Raw genomic sequence first — 20689 nt, 5'->3', positions numbered from 1 at the left:
GTACAGACTGGCTAAAAATGTCCACTTCCAACCCAAATTTGACATAACCTAAAGCCTGGTCGTTTAAGTGCAGATACGACTGCCCTGGGCGCAAGCCTCGCGTAACCCGAGCACTTAACGAAGCAGCTCCGACACTCCCGTGGGGTAAACCGCCTTGAGCGCCCCACTCATCTCAGACGTCAGCGTGCCAATTGCGTCAGGCAGCCCGTCACCCGTGTGGTTGCTCGGGTAGCGTTTTTTGCTGAGTGTGCTGAGCACTTCGACATAGCCCAACGGAGCAGGCTCATAGATTCTCATGTCGTAGCGCACCGGCGATGCCATGTTGGGCTCGTTGCCCTCATAGACCTGATCCACAGCGACAAAGGCTCCCGCTAACGGCCCTTGTTTCAGAAATCTCTGTTCACCCGCCTGGGTGATGTCCGACTTGAACGTCTGCATAAACTGGCCCTGTCGATGATCCGTACTGGTATCGGCCCATACAAAAAGGCCTTTCAGCAGTCCAGGACCGCCACCCCAGAAAGTCGCGCGTACCACGATGGATGGCCGCCCGGCTGGGTCATTGCTGGAGGGCAGCATCTCCAGATCTACGCTATCCAGGGTCTGGAGGGGGACTGGTTGACCCTTAGGGAAGCTGCCGCCGACTAGCGCATTGCACTGGACCTCGGGCGCTTTGGCATCCATGGGTCCCACAAAGCATACCCTCACCGGGTTGTCGCCCATCTCTGCATCTTGGCCGATGGGCTGATAGATCTTCAGTTGCCATGGGTGGTGGGAATGGAAAAAGGGCTGGAGCGGCATGTCCTTGACCAGGCGCTCTTGAGCCTCCATCCCTGTACCTGACAATGCGGATGAGGCATAGCAAACCATCGCCAGCACACCGATGAGGGGGATTGTCTTCATGACTGCTATTGCCTGATTGAGGTGTGTCGACAGCTTTATCTTCTACCTAGACCGCTCCACGCATCTGTCATGGTGGTGGTGACCATGTAGCTTTTTGGGGACATTTCGCGCACGCAACCTGGGACTAGGAATGTCTGGCAGACATTTTCTGGCGATCATCTTAGCGGTCTAAAGGTGCAGCACCTTATGGCTCAGAAGATCAACTTCATCGGTCTTCGAGCGCCTTGCGGCCAATGGCCGGATCGTCGACGAAGAACGCATCGATGCCGGTATCGAGATAAACGCGGATCTGGGCGATCAGGCCAGCCTCGTTGAATGTCTTCGGATCACTGCCCTGCCAGAAATCCCTGGCCAGGAACTGATTCTCCGGACGGAAGGTATACGGATGCAGCTCCAGTCCGGCCGCGTGCGCATCGTGCACCAAGGTGGTCGGCGCGCCCAGATGGTCATCGGCCGTGGGCGGAATGATCGCGCTGATGTTCGGGCCGATCGCATCGGCATAGCGTGCGATCACGCGCAGTCCTGCCGGTGTCAGCATCTCGCCGTAGCTGAGCTTGCCGCCGGCGACCACCACGTCATATGGCTGCTGCTCGGCAGCATCGATCAGCTGTAGCAGGCGGATGTTCGGATGCGCCGTGCCCAGCTTGCCGCGCAGATATTTGAGGTTGGCGATCTCGAATGACTGGATCTCCACGGGAGCCGTACGCGTATAGCTGTGTGCAGCCAAGGTGGCCAGCAGCCGGTCCTCCATCGGCAGGCCCAGCTGCTGGAAATAGCTGCCGTGCTTGATCTCCGGAATGATCCCGACCGGATGGCCGACCGCGGCCGACTCGGCGGCGACGAAGTCGATTATCTCGTCCAGCGTGGGAACCTGGAACTCGCCGTCGTACTTCGAGCTGCGCAACTGCGGTAGACGTTCGCGTGCGCGCAACGTCTTCAGCTCGGCCAGGGTGAAGTCCTCGGTGAACCAGCCGGTCTCGGCATGGCCATCGATCAGCTTGCTGGTCTTGCGCGCGGCAAACTCGGGATGGTTGGCGACATCGGTGGTGCCGCCGATCTCGTTCTCGTGCCGCGCCACCATCACGCCGTCCTTCGTCATCACCAGATCCGGTTCGACCAAATCGGCACCATCGGCGATCGCCTTGCCGTAGGACGCCAACGTGTGTTCCGGTCGCCGTGCCGGCGCACCGCGATGGCCGATCACCAGCACCTTCGCGGCAAGCGGTTTTTCATGGGCGTGCACGGCAACCGACATGGCCAGCATTCCAGTGGCGGCAAGGACGGCCTAAGCATAGGCGAATCATGCGGGAAACTCCGGTCGGCAATCGCCAGACTCGACAGCAGCCGTAGCGCAGCCACTGCATCCGCCCATAGCCGACTGCAAACCGCAACATGCGGCAGCCCGTTGAACACCACGAACTTCGACTTCACCGTGAGACTCAAGCAGCTCAGCGCCGAAGGCAAGAGACCTATTTGATCATGCCTGATTTGATCAGGCCTGAGCGGATCGTCATTGAGCATTTGTTGAACTGGTACCGGGGAGACCTGGGATATCCGCTTTAGACAGATATCCGCTCAGCCTCGGGCCACGCTCAGCCCTGACTTGTCTCGCCAAGCTTGAAGATGCCAACTTGCAGGTGTTGTTCGGCCCAGGATCCCAGGCAGGCCATGCATCCACACCGCCCCTTGCAGGGGTTCGCGCATTGCTCCACGCATATGCACGGCGCATGCATCGGCTCGAACCAAAGCCGGGTCAAAGGATTGAAGGTGAACCACCCCTGGGTCTCGGGGTAGCGTCGAACACCTTCGGGCGTGGGCATGTCCATTGGAAAGATAATTCGTGCATCGCCGGGATCAGCAGACAGGAATCTGCTTCCCCGGAAGTGAATTGGGATACCCGGGAACGTCCAGAAGGAAAACTGCTGCCGACGGCCACCGGTGTGCTTCTGCTCAGACGCCAATACGGAAGTCTGGCGATGCGCAGTCTGCATGTGATGGCCTTTCGAGACATGTTGCGAATGCACTAGTGGCACTAGTGCATTCGCGCCATGTCCACGAACGGGTGGCATATGATCCTTGGCACTCCGACCCAGACGTGCTTAAGCAATGACCATGCGAATGGCACCGGGCAGCCCAAGAGCAGATCCATGAACGATGCCGTTCTGCGGACACAAACCAACCGCCAGCAATTGCAGCAGATTATTGCCGGCCTGTCCGATGGGGTCATCCTGATCGAGCCGGACCAGACCATCCTGTGGGCCAATGAGGCGGCGCTGAGGATGCACGGTCTCAGCGATGTGAAGGGGCTAGGCGCCACGGTCAGCGAGTATCGCGAAAGATTCCGGCTGCGCTACCGCAACAACCACAAGGTGGCTGAAGGCCACTACCCCATCGATCGGGTGATTGCCGGCGAATGCTTCACGGATGTCGTAGTGGAAGTGGAAGCCGCACATGATGAGGATGCATATTGGGTGCATCGCGTGCGCAGCCTAGTGCTCACCGATGCCGCGGGCGAACCCGACTGCCTGGTATTGATCATTGCCGATGCCACTGACTGGGCCAGCGCCGAACAGCGCTTCGAGAAAGCCTTCAACGCCAATCCCGCGCCGGCTGTGATCTGTCGACTGAGTGACCTGCGTTATGTCAAGGTGAATCAGGGTTTTCTGGAGATGACCGGGTATACGCGCGAACAGGTGATCGGCCGCTCGGTCTACGAACTGGATGTTCTCGAGCAAGCCGAACGACGAGACCTGGCCATTGAGCATCTTGGGCAAGGCACCACCATTCCACAAATGCAGGCCGAGTTGAAGCTGCCTGAAGGCGGTACCAAGCTTGTGATCGTCGCCGGTCAACCGATCGAAGTCGGCGACGAGGCAAGCATGCTGTTTTCCTTCATGGATCTCGAGCCACGCCGCAAGGCCGAGGATGCACTGCGCCAGAGCGAAGAGCGCTTCGCCAAGGCCTTCCGGTTGACGCCGATACCCACCCTGGTTTGCAGCGCCGATAGGCTGCATGTCATCGAGGTCAATGAGGCTTTTGCGTTGATCACGGAGTACCCCGCCGAAGAAGTGCTGGGCAAGTCACTGACTGATATTGGCATCCTCGAAGGACCGCAGGCCAACATGCAGCTGGCGCAGGCGCTGGAGAAATCCGGCAGCCTGCAAAACGTGGACTACGCCATTCGCAAGAAAAGTGGCGAGACCATCGAGTGCCTGGTATCCGCAGATACGGTGAGCATCCAGGGCATCACGTGTTACCTGCTCGTGCTTATGGATATCACCGAGCGTCGGCGTTCGGAAATGGAGTTGGTCAAGGCCATCGAAGCGGTGATGCAGGATGCTTCATGGTTCAGCCAGACCCTGATCGAGAAGCTGGCCAATGTGCGTAACGTCAATACACTCAAATCACCCGGAGTGGCCCTGGCCGATTTGACCGCTCGCGAGCGCGACGTGCTTGAACTGATATGCGAAGGCCTTGCCGACAAGGAGATCGCCGGGCGCCTGACATTGTCGCCAAGCACCGTGCGTAACCATGTTGCAACGCTCTACTCCAAGCTCGACGTCCACAGCCGCGGCGCGGCAATCGTGTGGGCCCACGAGCGCGGCTTCTCCGGCGCCAAGGGACGTCGTACGTCTCGCAAGTAAAGCGAGCTGTGCAAATGCACTAACGCATTTGGCTCAAATGCAGCTGTCGGCTACCGCATGCCCGGCGCAAGCTTTGTACACCCGGCAGTCCATTCGGTACTGCCAGCCAAGCAGGAGTGGCGGCATGGACAAGAACCGCGTTGAAGGTATTGCCAAACAGGTAAAGGGTTCGGTCAAGGAAGCGATCGGCAAGGTAACCGGCGACTCCAAGATACAGGCCGAAGGCATCGCCGAGAAAAACGTCGGCAAGACGCAGGCCAAGGTCGGCGAAGTGGCTGACAGGTTGCGCGACAGGGCCCGCAAGTAAGCGGCTCGACGCACCCGTAATCACTGTCGTAACCGGTCCCTACGACCCCTGTCTGCTCGCTGCCGCCGGCTAACTAAGGCGACGGGGCGTAAGTCAGACCGCCATCCCGGCACCGCGCACCTTGCGCTTGCTGGATGCATGTTTTCTGGATGCATGTTTTGCTCCCTGAATCCACAGGATGATCTTATGGCAAAGACCCGCAACGAGCTCCAGAAGCAGCTGGACAACTTGGACAAAGGCATGCCGTCTCTGATCCGAGAAAATCCGCTTGATGAGGATTTCTGGTCGGCATTCTCTAGAGCCTCTGACTTTATCGTCGAAGATGCCGGGTCATTCGACTACGACTGGGTGTTGATCAAGTTCGATCGCATTCTGGTCAAGCATGGAAAGATGCCTTTTGACGACCTGCAGTCGTCTCAGTACGGATAGTCAGCAGCCTTGACCTACAGACACTCGGCGTTGCCCTTTGAACTTGCCCAGGGAGCGCTTCCACTAAGTTTCTCGTCACACTATTAAATCGGAGAACGTCATGGACAAGAATCGCGTTGAAGGCACCAAGAAAGAAGTAAAGGGTGCCGTGAAAGAAGCCGTGGGCAAGCTCACCGGCAACAAGGTCAAGGAAGCGGCAGGCAAGATCGAAAAGAATGCCGGCAAGGCACAAAAGGACGTCGGCAACGCCTCCGACAACATGCGCAGCCAGGCCAAGAAGCGCTAGGCACCATTACTCTCACCACGATGCTCAGGAACTATCCCGATGAACGAACATGAATTCGAAGGTGCCGCGCGCAGCGTAGCCGGCAAGATCCAGGGTGCTGCAGGCGCGCTGACAGGTGACGCCACGCAAGAGGTCACCGGCAAGGTGCGCGAAGTGGCAGGCAACATTCAGGCGAAAGCCGGCGAAGCCTTGGAAAGCGCGCGCGACTTGGGCGCTAACCGCCCGATCGGAACGATGCTGGTGGCGGGCGCCTTGGGATTCGTGCTTGGTGCTTTGTTCGCCCGGCGCAATTGAGTCGGCACGACATCCTAAATCACTGGCGCACATGGGCTATATACTCAATTTTCGGCCTCACTTTCACACGACGTCGGCCAATGGCGCGCGTTAGCGATGAAGCCGCTAACGACTTCCTGTAAACCCACGCTTTTCTAGCGTGCGGCATGTACCGCGCAACTGGCGCCATACAGGTCGCGATAAAACTGACTCATCCGCTCTTCCAGCGCGCCCCCACCAACACGCTAAAAGGCGGCACGCGCAGTCGAATCTTGCCCTTCCAGAAATTTCCTTGGATCCTCGGGTGCCCACTTCGGTCCATTTCGTACCCGGAAACGGTAGTTTGAGGAACTTTCGGCGACCCCCTCAACCTGGCACTACCTCCGCAGTGAGGTGGCGGGCCGCATTTTTCGACTAACGCCGCATGGCACCGTTTGTGCTTTATGTCCAACAAGCAGCAATTATCCGATTTCAGCTCGTGCCTATGTCGGGTCTCTGCTGGCCGGCTCTGAAGCCCCTTTATGAGTACATAACATGCGAAACATACCGTTTTCATGGCGAATTGCCGCCGTCGTTGGGATCGCCATCGGCGCATGGACGTCAAACTGTGTTGCCGAGTACCGCGCTCAAGCTTGGGCGAACGCTCCTGTCGAGAATTGGACCGGTAGTTTCAGGGCTACACGTCAGCAGCTGAATGACCTGCATGCCCGGGAGAAGGCGCTGCACGCTGAGGATGATCAGCAACAGCAATCCTCTGTTGAGGAAAATCCATCTCAACTTGACGCGCCCTAAGTTAGCGCGCGAAGAGCAACAGAAAGAAACCTGCATTGGCCAATGGAGGTTCAATCACGCTGCCGTGCAAGCTGGCAGTTTTGAATTCTGCGTCAACAGCCATAGCAAGCGGCGTTCGCATCCATGAATCTACGAAAAGCTCTTGCCAAACCAATCCACATCAGCGTTCGTCATATCGCCGCCGCGTTTGGAGTGATGGTGCTGTGTGCAGGTTTCTTGCTGCTGGCCGGAGCCAATTTGCCTCCACCGCGTTTTGTGTTGAACGCCGACCAGAAAAGCGTTGATCCGCTTGACTATCCATTCTGGCGCGAAGCCAGCGACAAGCTGGTGGGGCGAAAATATGTCGTCCTGACCTTCGACGATGGCTTCTATAAGGATGGCGTCATTGACGAAAGTATCCTGGATGTCTTGCGCTGGCATCATGCCCACGCCATGTTTTTCCTGGTGTGTGGTCATTTGAACGAAGCAGCAGACCGTGTGCTGAGCGAGATCGCAAATACTGGCAACATTATTGGCGATCACAGTTACGACCATGAGCACCTCAATGGGCTGAACCTTGTCGATCTGCAGCATCAGATCGAAGGATGCAGTACACGGATCACCAGCTTGACTGGACACCGGCCACGCTTCTTCCGTCCCCCTTTTGGCGAGACATCGCCCCAGGTCATGCAAGTTGCACAATCGGCTGGCATGGAGCAAATGCTGTGGAATGCCAACAGTGAAGACAGTTGGCTGAAGAGGCCTGATCAGATTCTGAGTTGGAGCCTGGAGCAGACCGAAGATCGATCCATCCTGCTGATGCATGACAGGCCAGCTACGGCCGTAGCGCTTGATCGTGTACTGACCGATTTGGAGCAACGCGGCTTTCGCTTCGTCCTGCCAATCGAACGATCACCAGCGGATCATCCATAGCGACTCGAAACTGGCTGCAGTCTTGCCAGCTACCGTGCAAGGCGCCTAGGGCAGCGCCGTTATGGGTCCTTCGTTTCGATTTCACGATGCGACTCAGGCAGCCCCGCGCTGACGGCAAGAGTTGAACGAATTTCCACCAAGCCGGACCGGAGCGTCATCAAGTACAAGGGCCCCGCTCCATCAAGGAGCTTCATCCCGTATCTGTCGACCCTAGAGCGTAGGACAAGCAGCTTTCTCGATGATCTGTGGCGTGCCGCCGCCCCTGTAGAGGAGGGTGATGGGGGAGCCTGCAGAATTCATTCCCCTGTAAACACCATACAGGCTCGCCGACGTTATCGGCTGCGCGACAGGTGTGGAACGCTGGATAAAGCGATTGCCATAGCGGGTTGTGTAAACCGTAGTGCTGGTGGATTGATACATGTGCCGATTCAAGCCATCGGTAATTTTTATATGGAGCCCATCACTCACCGTTGCCAGCTCTTCCCGGGTCGCCTCTTTCAAGACCGTCCCGGACCCTAGTGGATTTTGTTCATCAACCAGCTGGTAAGCACCCGCACCATTGGCACGTACTTCAATGGTCTGCGCAGGCTGGTATCCCGTGGTGGCAAAACACCCCACGAAGTAACCCGAACCCCTGTCTTCAATATGGGTGGTCTTTACATTGGCGCCTTCGCAGGGAGTTTCCTGGTAGGCGACCTCGCCGCCCTTGCTGCATTTGTAAATATCAGCCTGGGCACTCAAGGGAAACATCGTAACCAGCAATAGAAGGAGCCCGAGGAACGTCTTGGATTTGACATGGCCAATCAGTAATTCCACAACGCATCCCTTTCGTTAGATGGAGAGATTGATACTCAGACCGTTTCACTGCACCGGAATCGAGGGCCGGCACGGAAGCTTCACCGGAACAGCGTGCGTACCCTGAAAACCTGAACTCGGAAAATTCGAACTCGCTTGGGCGGCTTGAGCACAAGTCACGCAGACCTTGGCGTTAACCCACTGCGGCATGGTACCGAATGTCCGCCTCGCATTGCGGATTACCGACGCCGGAATCCAGCACGAGCGTCGCCGGGAAGCGGCCGCGCCCTCTAGCGCGCAGTACGCACCGCGCAACCAGCGCCATACAGGTCGCGATACACCTCGCTCACCCGCTCTTCCAGTTCACCGCACTGGCGGCCTTTGTTGAAGGCATCGTTGAGCTGCTTCTCGGCCACGTGCAGGTGGCGCAGGAATCGCTTGGTATCGTTGGAGAGACCAAGATCGGTCATCTGCTGTTCCAGGCTTGCTTCGTTGTCTGCAGTTTGTGTCTGCTGATTTCTGGATATGGTTTCGGCGGGCATGGGCGTGTCGGTGGTGATGTCGTTCATGACAATCATCAAGCAAGACACTTGCCAGTACGGCCGCGGCCACGACAACACTCCAGCTCCGTCGAGCCATGCTCCCGCATGCCGCTCAAGCACTCGCATCGACAGGAAATACGTGTATCAGGCCATGCGGTTATCGTGTGATCTTGCGATCCCGTCGCTGCCGGATGACGACAAAAACTGCCCCTGGCTGACCTCCACGGTCAGTAGCCTTTGCTGTACTCCAGCGCTCTGCCATTACTGATACACGTGCAGTCGCCCGAAGGTCCACGCATGGTAGGAGTCAATCAAGCCGGGCGCGTTGCAGTCGTCGTACAGCCCGTTGCAACGCGTACGCAGTTCGGTCTCCGCGGAGAAGTACGGATCCTTCGGCAAGCCCGCGGCCTGCAGCACCATGCTGGGCAGGAACGCGATGTCGAGCATCGGGTAACTCGGCAGCGCCGGGCCGGCGAAGTTGCTCTTGATCATGTAATAGGTGAGGTAGTCGCGGTACGGCTGCAACGGCGTGGGCACCGTGCGCTGCAGGCCGCGGATCAACCCGTCGAACGACGGCTGGTGGTCGCCGAAGTGCACCAGCACGGTCGGCTGCGCACGGTCGAGGAAGTCATGCTCCAGCCCGCTCATCGCCACATCGGAATCGTGCAGGCGCGACAGATAAGTGTCGAAGTTGAGCGCCGGCGTCGCCTTCAGGCCATGCAGCAGGTTCTGGAACGGCACCGGCAAGGTCGACATCGGATCGTCGTGCGGACCGTGCTGGTTGATCGTCAGGATCATCACGAACACCGGCTGGCCCGGCTTCTTCACTTTGTCGTAGACGCGCTTGGCCGCATCGAACATCTGCTTGTCCGTCTCGTCCCATTCTTCCAGGCCGAGCTCGTTGACGTCATACATGTGATCGAAGCCATACGCCGTATACGCGTTGCGCCCGTTGATGAAGCCGCCATCGGTGGGATAGATAGCGATGGTGAGATAGCCGAGCCGGCGCAGCTGCAGCGCCAGTGCATCGTGCACGTGTGGTGCCAGCACGAACGGCGCATACATGCCGCCCGCACCGAAGATGTCCTGCGGCATGCCGGTGAGCGTGGCGAATTCGCTGACCCAGGTACCGCCACCGAAGGTATGCGTGCGCAGCACGCCGGTGCCGCGGGTGCGTGCATCGATCTGGAACATCGTCAGGTGACAGGCCGGCACGGTGCACACGGTGTAGTTGGATGGGTCGAAGGTGCTTTCCTCCAGCACCTGCACGATGTCCGGATACGGTGGCTGCGTGGTGCCCGGCTCGCCTGCCGCGGTCGAGCCCCACTGCTGCTCGGCAACGGCATCGCTCGCCATCGCCGGCAAGGTCACGGCCGAGTCGCGGAAGTTGATGAAGAAGTTGGTCAGTTGCGCATCGTCGGACATCTTCTCCCACACATTGCGCGAATGCACCCGTGCAAACGGCCCGGCAGGCAACATGCACAGCCAGAACGCGAACACGCCGAGCACGATGCCGCCAGCGCGCAGGCCCAGTGCCGGCCTGCGTCGCAGACCAACCAGCATGCGCCAGTCCCAGCGCCACACCAGGTACAGCAGCGGCGGCACCACCACGCAGATGCCGATCCCCAGCCCATACAGATGCGGGTAATGACGAAGCGTATCCACCAAGCTGGTGCTGGCGTAATAAATGAAGTCCGACGGCAGCAGCTGCGATTCGAGATAGCGCTCCTTCAGCTCGGAAATGAAACGCAGCGCGACGAATAACCCGCCACCTATCACCAACGCACTGGCAAAGCGCCCGAACACGGACAGCAGCACGATGACCGTGGACAGCATCAGGCCCGCAACGAAGACCTGTTGCACGGGCTCGGGTTCGCGCAGCGCGGTGAGCGCGAGGCAGCCGGCGAAAAACACCAGCGCACACAGCGACACCACACGGCCACGTGTGAAATGCAAAGAGATTCGACGCATCAGTGGAAAGTCCCCCTGTAAGGACCCGGTGTGCCATGAGATGCGCCATCTTACGGTCTTGCACCGGCAACCGGCGGTTTGCCCGGCACGCCGTTCCACCGGCGTTGGGCTTTGCCGCCTTCGATGCAGGGCAAAGGGTCATCCCGATCTGTTAGTTTTCACGGTCTGAACCCGCACGTGCCCCACGGAACCGACATGTCTTTACGTCACCTTTCTCCCGCCATCCTTGCCGCCGCCCTGCTCGCCGGTTGCGCCGCCCATGCCGTCAAGCCGAACCCGCTGCTGCAGGACGGCGCGCGCGCGAACGTGGCGATCCTGGAAACCACCGACATCCATTCGAATGTGCTGAGCTACGACTACTACAAGCTCAAGCCGGACGATTCGCTCGGCTACGAGCGCACCGCCACCCTGATCCGCCGCGCCCGTACGGAATTTCCCAACACCTTACTGTTCGACAGCGGCGACACCATCCAGGGCAGCGTGCTGGCCGACTACCAAGCGCTGGTGAAGCCGGTCGGCTGCGACCAGGAACTGGCGGTCTATCAGGCGATGGATGCGCTCGGCTACGACGGCGGCACCATCGGCAACCACGAATTCAATTACGGCCTGGGCTTCCTGTCGCAGGTCACCGGCACGCCGATGAACGTCGATGGCAGTCATACGAATCACTGCGCTGGCCCGCACTTCCCGCTGGTGCTGTCCAACGTCGCCAGCGCGCGCGACGGCCAGCCGATCTTCAAGCCGTGGGCGGTGGTCACGAAAACCATCGAGGCCTACACACAAGATGGCAGCAAGGTCAGCGTGCCGCTGAAGATCGGCATCATCGGCTTCACCCCGCCGCCGATCATGCAGTGGGACAAGCAGAACCTGGCCGGCAAGGTCACCGTCAGCGGTGTGGTCGAGGCGGCGCAGAAATACCTGCCGCAACTCGAAGCGCAGCATCCCGATCTGATCGTGGCGATCCTGCACGGCGGCCTCGACACTGCGCCGTACACCCCACAAATGGAAAACGGCGGCTGGTATCTGGCCGGCGTGAAAGGCATCGACGTGTTGCTGCTCGGTCATTCGCATACCGAGTTCCCCGGCCCGCATTACGCCGGCATGAAGGACGTCGATGCGCGACTTGGTTTCGTCCGTAATGTGCCGGCGGTGATGAGTGGCTTCTTCGGCAAGGACCTGGGCGTGATACAGCTGGTGCTGAATCGCCAGAACGGCCGCTGGGTAGTCGACCTCGACAATACGCATAGCGAAGTGCGGCCGATCTGCCCGCAGAAGAACCAGTGCGTGCCGGTCGATCCCGAGATCGCACCACTGGTGCAGCAGGCGCATGAGGCCGCGATCGCCTATGTCAACACGCCGATCGGCGACAGCACGCTGCACCTGAGCAGCTACTTCGCCGACGAGGGCAACATGACCGCGCTGGCCGCGGTCAACGCGGCGCAGGCCGACTACGTGCGCAGCGAACTGCCGCGACTGCATCCGGAACTTCGTGATGTGCCTGTGCTGTCCGCCGCCGCCGCGTTCCGCAGCGGCTTCGGTGGTCCCGACGACTACACCGACGTGGCGCCCGGCCCGCTCACCCTGCGCAGCGCCGCCGACCTGTACTTCTATCCGAACACGCTGGCCGCGGTGAAGGTCGACGGTGCCGGGCTCAAGGCATGGCTGGAAAAATCCGCCGAGCGCTTCAACCGCATCGACCCGAGCAAGACCGGCGAACAGGACTTGATCAACGACCACTATCCCGGCTTCAACTTCGACCAGATCCAGGGCGGTATCCACTACGTCATCAACGTGTCGAAGCCGGTCGGCCAGCGCATCACCTCGCTGATGTATCGCGGCAAGCGGGTCACCCCAGACCAGCCGTTCATCGTCGTCACCAACAACTACCGCGCCAGCGGCGGCGGCAACTTCCCCGGCCTCGACGGCAAGAACATCGTGCTTTCGGCACCGGACGGTACCCGCGAGATCCTGGCCAAATGGCTGGAGCAGCATCGCATGATCGGTGCGAAAGATCTCGAACCGACTTCATGGAAGTTTGCACGAGTGAAGACGCATGGCCCGGTGGTGTTCAAGGGTGCGAGTAACAAGCAGGCACTGGCGCATGAAGCCGGCCTCGACGATATCCACGAGCTGAAGGATCACGGCGACGGCACGGCGACTTATGCGATTGATCTGTCGCATTGAGCGCGACTCAAGCAGGAGTGGTGATGTCTGCTTTAGACGGCGGCCATCTTTGCCCGCGCATCTCAGTCAGCTTGTTGGTCTAGGATTCACCGCGGGTGGTATCGTTACAGACGATTCAGAGAGTTCTGTCTCGGGGTTATATCGGCCGCCACAGCGAGGGTGTTCGATTGAACGAGGTCTCCGATCAAAAGGATGCGTCGCCATTACGCCAGCGTTTACGTTGCATGGCTGACGGGATTTTTGTGGAACTACGCCTCATCAGCCATGGCGGCGACCGCGGAAAATTGTGTGCGGAAACTGTCGCCTCCGTTGTGCTCGCCGTGTATCTCGCAGACATCTTCAACCTCAAGGAGCGCTGGTGGGTCGCACTAAGCGCTTATGTGCTCGTCAGAGCACGCCCAAGTGTGGTCTTTCAGCGCTGCCTGGAGCGGCTTACGGGCACGGTAATTGGTGCGATCGGCGGGCACTGTTGGCAGCTCTCGTATTTCACCAAGCCTGGCTGACCATTCTTGTGCTCGCGCTGGTATCCGGCCTGGGTATTTACTGGATGCTCGGTTCACCTTACGTGTATAGCTGGGTTCTTGGAACCGTCACCGCGCTTATGGTGCTTAGTGATTCCGTAAGTATTGCTTCGCCAACCAATCTTGCAATCAACAGAATTTTAGATGTTGCTGTGGGAATTCTTGCGACGGCTACGATCTCGGCGGTGTCACTTTGCGTCGAACGATTGCTTCGCAGCGACGGTTCCTCAGTCAGCGCTTCCTTGCCTGAAGCGTATGGTGCGCGGGAAACACATGCGCCGCCCATCATCGGGCATTCGCGATCCACGCGAATATCGCAAGCCATGCAGGGTTCCATCACCATCGCGCTCATCGGTGTGGTCAACCATTTCCACGCGTTGCCAAATTTCGCCCAGTCGATGGTTTCAGCGGTTGCTGTGCTACTTGTACCATTATCCGTCCTGGTACATGGCCAGGTCACCGAAGCAGTACACATTCGATTGCTCAATCGACTCTTGGGCTGCCTTTGCGCTGCCTTGCTTGCGGCTCCCCTGTTACCACTGATCGGCAAGAGTCCTCTCCTGTGGCTAGTCGTCTTGGGTGCAGGCGTTTGGTTGGCAGCACATATCCAGGCGGGAGCGGCGGAAGTGAGCTATATCGGAACCCAATTTGGCGTCGGGTTCATCATGATTTTCGTACAGGATCACGCGTGGTCAACAGATGCATCCGCCGCGCTACAGCGGCTTATGGGAATCGTCGTTGCGCTGTTCGTCCTCGCTGCGACGATGGCGACATTTTCGGCGGCTAGTCGGAAGATGAGTCTTTATGGTCGACGAGATGTTTAGCAGGCGTTGCGTCGACCGGTTGAGACCGCCCATCCGAAGCAGACATTCACGCCAGTGGGTCGTGGCTCGATCAGGCGGCGCGAGTCCTTGCATCGACTTGTAGTCCGTGCAGGTTTCCCGCGCGATAACTTATTCCGTTGACTGGCGAGGGGAGACAGGCATACTTTCGCGCCAAAATCTGACGCATTTATTCGTGCGAATTCGGAAGACTTTCGCCGGAAAGAAGGCAAGCTAAGGGATTTTAGTTGTGCGCACCGTCTGTCCTGGGCGGACGGTGCGCTCACTCACCAGACACAAGAGGAGATGGGCCATGCGCCGAATACTCGTTGTGATCGCGATTCTGCTTCTTGTCGGTATTGGTTGGTATGTGCATAAGCACCCAAGGGATTACGGGACGTCGCATCTGTATGCGAACCAGACGTATCACTTCGAAGCACTTCGGGTCTTGAACGACACATCCGTCGTAGGCGCTGATCCGAACGAGGTACTGCAAACCATCGCGAACGTGAAAGCGGGGGATGCAGAGGGCTGGTACAACGCATGGACAGCGGAAGGAGATCGCCTTGCTGCGTTGGCCCACCGGACGAGCGACCCGATATCGAAGGGACGTGCCTTGCTACGTGCGCATAACTACTATCGTTCGTCGGATTTTTTCCTCGCGCCCAAAGACCCGAGGCGACCGGTGGCATGGAAGAAAAACATCGACAATTTCTATGCGGGACTGAATGCGTTACATGTTCTCTATGAACGCATCAGTGTCCCATACGGGAAATATCACCTCAACGCGCTTTACTACCCTGGCCCGACTGGGGCAGAAGATAAGCCGCTAATCGTGGCTATCACCGGTTACGACGGAACGATGGAGGAGATGTACTTCTCCATCGTTGCTGCGGCACATGATCGGGGCTACTCCGTTCTCGTCTACGAAGGGCCTGGCCAAGGCTCAATACTACGCGAGCAGGGCTTGACCATGACGCCGGAATGGGAGAGGCCGAACGCAGCAGTGCTTGATACATTTCTTGCTTCGCATCCCAAGCCGATGAAGATAGTAATGCTCGGCGAGAGTTTAGGTGGGTACCTGGCTCCGCGTGCCGCAGCGTTCGATCCGCGCATCGACGGCGTGGTAGCCCAGGATGTGTTTTATGACGGCGGCGAAGCGGTTAGTCGCGGCACGCCTGGATTCGTAAAATGGTTGATCGCGAACGGACACACTAGCACCTTGGATTTCCTATCCAAGTTAAGTAATGATCCAGGTCGAAAGTGGACGCGGGAAAATGGCATGTGGGTGTTTGGTCTCAGCAGCCCATATGACATCGGCAAGATGTTTAGTCAGTATACCTTGGCTCCCGTTGCATCCAAGATCACGGCGGATGTCTTGATCCTTGCGGGCACTAACGACCATTTCATTCCGCTTGAGCAGGTAGACCAATTCAAGCAAAGCCTTACCCACGCGCGCAGCGTGACAACGGTGGTGTTCGATAAAGAATCTGGTGGTAATGAGCACTGTCAGATTGGTGCTCCAAGTCTATGGCAAGCATCTTTCTTTGACTGGATTGCCACTAAGTATGGGCAATCCAGGAAGAGCCTCTGACAGCAAATGTGTCATCGAGGCTTGTGGAGCAGAACAATAGGAGTATCCGGCATGAGTTCCTTGTCCATGAATGATTGGCAGCCTGCCTATACAACCATCGCGGAAGTTGCGGCTACCTTGAATGGGCTTCTGTTCGTTTCAGTTTCAGTAAAGCTGAACCTGGCATCTGATGAGGAACGTCGTTGGATGCTCATGATCGCCAAGCGCAGCTTTATGGATTTCTTGGCCGTACTTGCCGTCGCGCTGCTTTTCCTCGTGCCCGCAGTCTCGCCCTACGTGATTGGATGGGCCATCCTGTGGTTAGGTATTCTGCGAGCCGTTTGGCATGTTAGTCACTGGCGAATGTGCCGAAGCCTGGCAACGCTCAATATGAAGCTAAGAGAATACATAGTGCCCATGGTCGCAACGTTGGGTTTGTTCATTGCCGGCATGGCGACACTCTTGGCCTGGTCAATCGCCTGGAAGGTCACTTATGTAGTCGCGATTGCATTACTGTTTGGAGCGTGCCAGAACGCTTGGCGTCTGCTGACGCGATGATTTTCAAATTTCAGACCCTGGACTCATGCGGTATTCCCATCGCGCCATCTTGTCTGCAAGCAAGTCCATTCGTTCCGTGATCGGGCTAAGGCGGGGGTCATACACCTTTGACACCCATTGTTAAGCGAAAGACGCACGTCAGCTCCGTAAAACCTGCTGACGTCCGCGTATTGGTGACATAGGGTGAGCAACAGGGGGCAAGGATGGCAAGGAATGCAGGAGCGCAACCCATTCAATGTTGCGCCCGTTTGCCATGTCAGAAGGGTGGCGAGGCCGGGTCGAGCCGCGTTATCTGCCAATATAATCAACGCGAGTCAGCAACGCAGGTGGTCTCTCGGCAAAGTCAGATCAAATCGGACATTCGCTATGCTCACGCTCCCACAGAACATCTTGATCTTTTGCGTCACCACGATCGTGTCGCTGACGGTCATGGCGCTCATGAATCGCTTGTGGCCTTTTGAGAAAAGACAGTACGGCGACGACCTCATTGGCTGGCAGTTGAGCGTTCTCGGCACCACCTACGCGGTGATTCTGGGATTTATGCTCTACACCGTGTGGACCAATTTCGGCGCGGCCACCCTCAATGTGGACCTCGAGGCGAATGCCCTGCGCACTGTCTATCGACTTGCCGAGGGCTTGCCTCAGGAACAACGCCTTAAACTCGAAGCGGAAAGTCGAGCCTACGCCGACGCCGTGGTCGAAGGGGATTGGCCCGCCATGGCTGCAGGGCGAGTGCCCGACCGGAGCTATGGAATCAACGAGGACATGTGGCGAACGCTCATGCAGGTAAAGGCCTCCACGCCATCGGAAATAACCGCCCAGGACCACGCGCTATCCGAATTGAGTGACCTAACCGCACGCAGGCGAACGCGGTTGCTTCAAAGCGTGTATCGGCTACCTTTCATTTTTTGGGCGGTCCTGCTGATTGGGGCTGCCTTGACCCTACTGTCGGTAATCATGTTCGGTTCGGTAAATCGCCGGCTACACACGCTTCAGGTTTTCTCGCTCACCATCTTGATTACCTTGGTGATGCTCGCCATCAGCGATGTCAACCAGCCGTTTCGCGGTTGGGTCTGCGTGAGTGACTACGCCTTCCAACGTGCACAGCAAACGATGCACATGCCGTGATCGGCTTGTTTACAGGCCCTGCTTTGGGCTTATTCGGGTACCTGACGCTTAAAGCCATTTGGATCTTGAGGCACAGGCTATGATGGCTAGCAACTCGTTCAAAGCGAAAGGCTTCGCCGCCGCTCAACTCCATCGTTGAACGTCTGCTTGTGGTCGACTGCAGCGAGCGGCGCAGCGGAAAAACACCACGAACGATACTTACCTAATAGCTGGTGCGACCCGCCGCAAGAATCATGTCCGCCGCCTTCTCCCCGATCATCGCGCAAGGCGCCTGCGTGTTGCCGCTGATCACCCGCGGCATGATCGAGGCATCGACCACGCGCAGGCCTTCGACGCCGCGCACGCGTAACGATGGATCGACCACGGATTCTGCATCGTCACCCATGCGACAGGTGCCGACCGGGTGATAGATCGTGTCGGCGTGGGCGCGGATGAGCTGGCGCAGTGTTTCGTCGTCATCGCGACCGCTGCCGTAGATCGTGCGTCCGTTCCATGCGGCCAGCGCGGGCGCGGCCATGATGCGCTGGCTGATCTTCGTACCGGCGAGCAAGGTATCGAGATCGCGCGGATCGCTGAGGAAATTCGGATCGATCAGCGGTGCCTTGCCCATGTCGGCGCTAGCTAGACGAACCTGACCGCGGCTGTGTGGACGCAATGCGCAGACGTGGATCGAATAGCCCGAGCCCAGATGCAGCTTGCGGTTGTGGTCGTCGACGATGCCGTTGCAGAAGTGCAGCTGCAGGTCGGGCCGGTCGAGCGAAGGATCGCTCTTCAGAAAACCGCCCGCTTCGGCCACGTTTGTGGTCAGCATGCCGCGCCCATCGCGACTCCACGCGCGCATGCTCATCACTCCCTGATACAGCACCGGCAAGGTGATGCCGAACAGACCCGGCGCCTTGGCGCGCACGTTCAAGGTGTAGTCGACATGGTCCTGCAGGTTCTGTCCGACCTGTGCACGATCCGCCACGACATCGATGCCGTGCTCGCGCAGGTGTTCGGCGGGACCCACGCCCGAGGCCATCAACAATTGCGGCGAGCCGAAGGCACCAGCTGAAAGAATGACCTCACCGCGTGCGCCCAGCGAATGCTCGGCACCGCCCTTGCGATAGACCACCCCGGTGGCGTGCGTGCCATCGAAGCGGATACGCCGGACCTGGGCGTTGGCAATCACCTGCAGATTGGCTGGCCGCACGCCGGCCGCGCCGAGATAGGCTTCGGCAGCGTTGAAGCGGCGGCCGGCTTTCTGGAAAACCTGATAAGCGCCGACTCCCTCCTGCACGGCGCCGTTGAAATCGTCATTGTGCGGAAAACCCGCCTGCACGGCTGCCTCGATCAGTGCCTGCGTCGCCGGATTTTTCTCGCGCAGATCCTCGACTCGCAAAGGACCGCCGACGCCATGTAGCTCCGAGGCGCCGCGCGCGTTGTCCTCGCTGCGCTTGAAATAGGGCAGCACATCGTTCCAGCCCCAACCCCTACAGCCCAATGCTTCCCAGCCGTCGTAATCCTGCGGCTGACCGCGAATGTAGATCATCGCGTTGATCAGGCTGGAGCCACCGACGCCGCGCCCGCGCGGCTGGAAACCCTGGCGTCCCTGCAGCCCCGCCTGCGGCGTCGTGGCGTAGGCGTAATTGGCCGAACCTTTCAGGCTCACAAGGGCAGCGATACCCAGCGGCACTTTCGAGCGCAGCGGCGTGCGCTCCGGCCCAGTCTCGAGGATGGCGACAGTCAGATCGGGCCGGGCCGCGGCCAGTCGCGCAGCCACCGCGCAGCCGGCCGGGCCGGCCCCCACAACGAGAAAATCCACCGAGTCGGCCATCGTTCGTGTCCTCAAGGAAATCCTAGTGGGATTGCAGCCTAGCGGCCGTACCTTGTGCGATCACGCACACTGCGCAGCAAGCACGATGATGCCACGCGGTGGTCCAGCCTTCGTCGGTCAGTTGCTCGACACCATGGGCATCCAGATTTCCTGCGATCGTGATCAAGCCGCATTATTGACCTCAGATTCGACATGGCCGACTCTCGTGGATCTGCAGCACGCTCTGGCCGTACGTCAGCAACGCGTTGCGAAAGCAACCGTATTGGAAATCCGCCCGTAACTCGCGAGACATGGCATGAGCCTCGACCCACTCAGCGATGCAAAGATCGTCGATTCATGGGGCAGGAATGCCGCGCCATGGACGACTGCCGTGCGCGGGCAGCAGATCGAGAGCCGTCGGCTGGTCACTGATCGGGCGATCGTCGAGGCCACGCTGGCTCGCTCGCCGCGCTCCGTACTCGACATCGGCTGCGGCGAAGGCTGGCTCGCCCGTGCACTGGCTGGCTGCGGTATCGAGGTGATCGGGATCGATGCGATCCCTGCCTTCATCGAACAGGCGCAGCAAGCTGGCAGCGGTGACTTCCGCGTGATGTCGCATGAGGACGTGGCTGCTGGCGAACTCAAGCTGTCCGCCGATGCCATCGTGTGCAATTTCGCCTTGCTCGGCAACGAATCCGTTGCAGGGCTGTTTGGCGTCGTCCGTTCACTGCTCAAACCACACGGTACGTTCCTGGTGCAAACCCTGCATCCGGTCATCGCATGTGGCGATCACCCTTATCAGGATGGCTGGCGACAGGGCTCCTGGGCCGGCTTCAGCACGGACTTCAGCGACGCAGCGCCCTGGTATTTCCGCACCATGGAAAGCTGGATCCGGCTTTTTCAGGAACATGGCCTGCGACTGCTGGAGATGCGCGAACCGCTGCATCCGCAGACGCAAAAGCCAGCGTCGGTAATCTTCATGGCGCAGGCGGCGGATTGATCGGCACCGATGTGGATATAAGCAAAAGTTGCAAATGAATCTGTTGACCGCACTGCAGCAATCGCTCTAAGGTCATGCCATGTCGCCGCATTCCACCCCAACACGCATGCACGCCGCACCGGTTTCCACCGGGCAGTTGCTGTTGCCGGCGGGCGTCAACGCTCGTTCCATCGCCACCACGATTACGACTACCACCACGACTCGGTCGGGGTGGGTGTCCGTGCGCGAATAGGTTCTTCACTACGCAACGGCCCCGCC

Annotated in this window: 19 protein-coding genes; 13 read left to right on the top strand and 6 right to left on the bottom strand. The window is 58.9% G+C overall.

Annotated elements, in window-relative coordinates; genetic code table 11:
• Positions 1–114 precede the first annotated feature (114 nt).
• Both GSQ75_RS16270 and GSQ75_RS16265 read right to left on the bottom strand, forming a co-directional pair.
• A complete protein-coding gene (locus GSQ75_RS16270) occupies positions 115–900 on the bottom strand; it encodes a hypothetical protein (RefSeq protein WP_158755932.1) in 786 nt (261 codons plus the stop codon).
• 205 nt (positions 901–1105) lie between these two features.
• Positions 1106–2164: a glycerophosphodiester phosphodiesterase gene (locus GSQ75_RS16265; protein WP_158755931.1), complete on the bottom strand. Its 1059-nt coding sequence runs from the start codon at positions 2162–2164 to the stop codon at positions 1106–1108.
• A gap of 883 nt (positions 2165–3047) precedes the next feature.
• On the opposite strand from GSQ75_RS16265, the gene GSQ75_RS16260 reads away from it, so the two are divergent.
• From GSQ75_RS16260 to GSQ75_RS16230, 6 genes are all read left to right on the top strand, one after another.
• Complete coding sequence (locus GSQ75_RS16260) at positions 3048–4544, top strand: helix-turn-helix transcriptional regulator (RefSeq protein ID WP_158755930.1); 1497 nt, start codon at positions 3048–3050, stop codon at positions 4542–4544.
• A gap of 124 nt (positions 4545–4668) precedes the next feature.
• Positions 4669–4851, top strand: coding sequence for a CsbD family protein (locus GSQ75_RS16255; protein ID WP_158755929.1), 183 nt, complete (start codon positions 4669–4671; stop codon positions 4849–4851).
• Positions 4852–5037: 186 nt separating this feature from the next.
• Entirely contained in the window at positions 5038–5280 is a 243-nt protein-coding gene (locus tag GSQ75_RS16250; protein WP_158755928.1) for a hypothetical protein, read from the top strand.
• Between the two features lie 100 nt (positions 5281–5380).
• Positions 5381–5566, top strand: a complete 186-nt coding sequence (locus GSQ75_RS16245; protein WP_158755927.1) for a CsbD family protein — start codon at positions 5381–5383, stop codon at positions 5564–5566.
• 39 nt (positions 5567–5605) lie between these two features.
• On the top strand, positions 5606–5860 hold the full coding sequence (locus tag GSQ75_RS16240; RefSeq protein WP_158755926.1) for a CsbD family protein: 255 nt from the start codon (positions 5606–5608) through the stop codon (positions 5858–5860).
• Between the two features lie 894 nt (positions 5861–6754).
• On the top strand, positions 6755–7543 hold the full coding sequence (locus GSQ75_RS16230; RefSeq protein ID WP_158755924.1) for a polysaccharide deacetylase family protein: 789 nt from the start codon (positions 6755–6757) through the stop codon (positions 7541–7543).
• Between the two features lie 210 nt (positions 7544–7753).
• Here the strand turns inward: GSQ75_RS16230 and GSQ75_RS16225 are convergent, their stop codons facing one another.
• The 3 genes from GSQ75_RS16225 to GSQ75_RS16215 form a co-directional block, all read right to left on the bottom strand.
• Entirely contained in the window at positions 7754–8359 is a 606-nt protein-coding gene (locus tag GSQ75_RS16225; protein ID WP_158755923.1) for a hypothetical protein, read from the bottom strand.
• A gap of 269 nt (positions 8360–8628) precedes the next feature.
• On the bottom strand, positions 8629–8907 hold the full coding sequence (locus tag GSQ75_RS19240; RefSeq protein ID WP_254058616.1) for a hypothetical protein: 279 nt from the start codon (positions 8905–8907) through the stop codon (positions 8629–8631).
• Between the two features lie 234 nt (positions 8908–9141).
• Positions 9142–10851, bottom strand: a complete 1710-nt coding sequence (locus tag GSQ75_RS16215; protein ID WP_254058615.1) for an alkaline phosphatase family protein — start codon at positions 10849–10851, stop codon at positions 9142–9144.
• Between the two features lie 195 nt (positions 10852–11046).
• On the opposite strand from GSQ75_RS16215, the gene GSQ75_RS16210 reads away from it, so the two are divergent.
• The 6 genes from GSQ75_RS16210 (at position 11047) to GSQ75_RS16185 (ending at position 17636) form a co-directional block, all read left to right on the top strand.
• On the top strand, positions 11047–13035 hold the full coding sequence (locus GSQ75_RS16210; protein ID WP_158755922.1) for a bifunctional 2',3'-cyclic-nucleotide 2'-phosphodiesterase/3'-nucleotidase: 1989 nt from the start codon (positions 11047–11049) through the stop codon (positions 13033–13035).
• 167 nt (positions 13036–13202) lie between these two features.
• Positions 13203–13538, top strand: coding sequence for an FUSC family protein (locus GSQ75_RS16205; RefSeq protein ID WP_158755921.1), 336 nt, complete (start codon positions 13203–13205; stop codon positions 13536–13538).
• Positions 13505–14380, top strand: coding sequence for a hypothetical protein (locus tag GSQ75_RS16200; RefSeq protein ID WP_158755920.1), 876 nt, complete (start codon positions 13505–13507; stop codon positions 14378–14380). The genes GSQ75_RS16205 and GSQ75_RS16200 overlap by 34 nt, the downstream gene beginning before the upstream one ends.
• Positions 14381–14690: 310 nt before the next feature.
• The gene (locus GSQ75_RS16195) at positions 14691–15971 is read left to right on the top strand and encodes an alpha/beta fold hydrolase (RefSeq protein ID WP_158755919.1); all 1281 of its coding nucleotides are present in this window, start codon (positions 14691–14693) and stop codon (positions 15969–15971) included.
• A gap of 51 nt (positions 15972–16022) precedes the next feature.
• Positions 16023–16508: a hypothetical protein gene (locus GSQ75_RS16190; protein ID WP_158755918.1), complete on the top strand. Its 486-nt coding sequence runs from the start codon at positions 16023–16025 to the stop codon at positions 16506–16508.
• Positions 16509–16874: 366 nt separating this feature from the next.
• Positions 16875–17636 (top strand): DUF4239 domain-containing protein, encoded by a 762-nt coding sequence (locus GSQ75_RS16185; protein ID WP_158755917.1) that lies wholly within the window; start codon positions 16875–16877, stop codon positions 17634–17636.
• Between the two features lie 202 nt (positions 17637–17838).
• Here GSQ75_RS16185 and GSQ75_RS16180 read toward each other — a convergent pair whose 3' ends face one another.
• On the bottom strand, positions 17839–19452 hold the full coding sequence (locus tag GSQ75_RS16180; protein ID WP_158755916.1) for a GMC family oxidoreductase N-terminal domain-containing protein: 1614 nt from the start codon (positions 19450–19452) through the stop codon (positions 17839–17841).
• Between the two features lie 295 nt (positions 19453–19747).
• Here GSQ75_RS16180 and GSQ75_RS16175 point away from each other — a divergent pair, with 295 nt between their 5' ends.
• A complete protein-coding gene (locus GSQ75_RS16175) occupies positions 19748–20431 on the top strand; it encodes a class I SAM-dependent methyltransferase (protein ID WP_158755915.1) in 684 nt (227 codons plus the stop codon).
• Positions 20432–20689: the final 258 nt, after the last annotated feature.

The organism is Dyella sp. S184 (assembly GCF_009766065.1).
Taxonomy (GTDB): Bacteria; Pseudomonadota; Gammaproteobacteria; order Xanthomonadales; family Rhodanobacteraceae; genus Rhodanobacter.
Note: the sequence above shows the minus strand (reverse complement) of the source record. Positions and strands in the feature narration are given on the sequence as shown.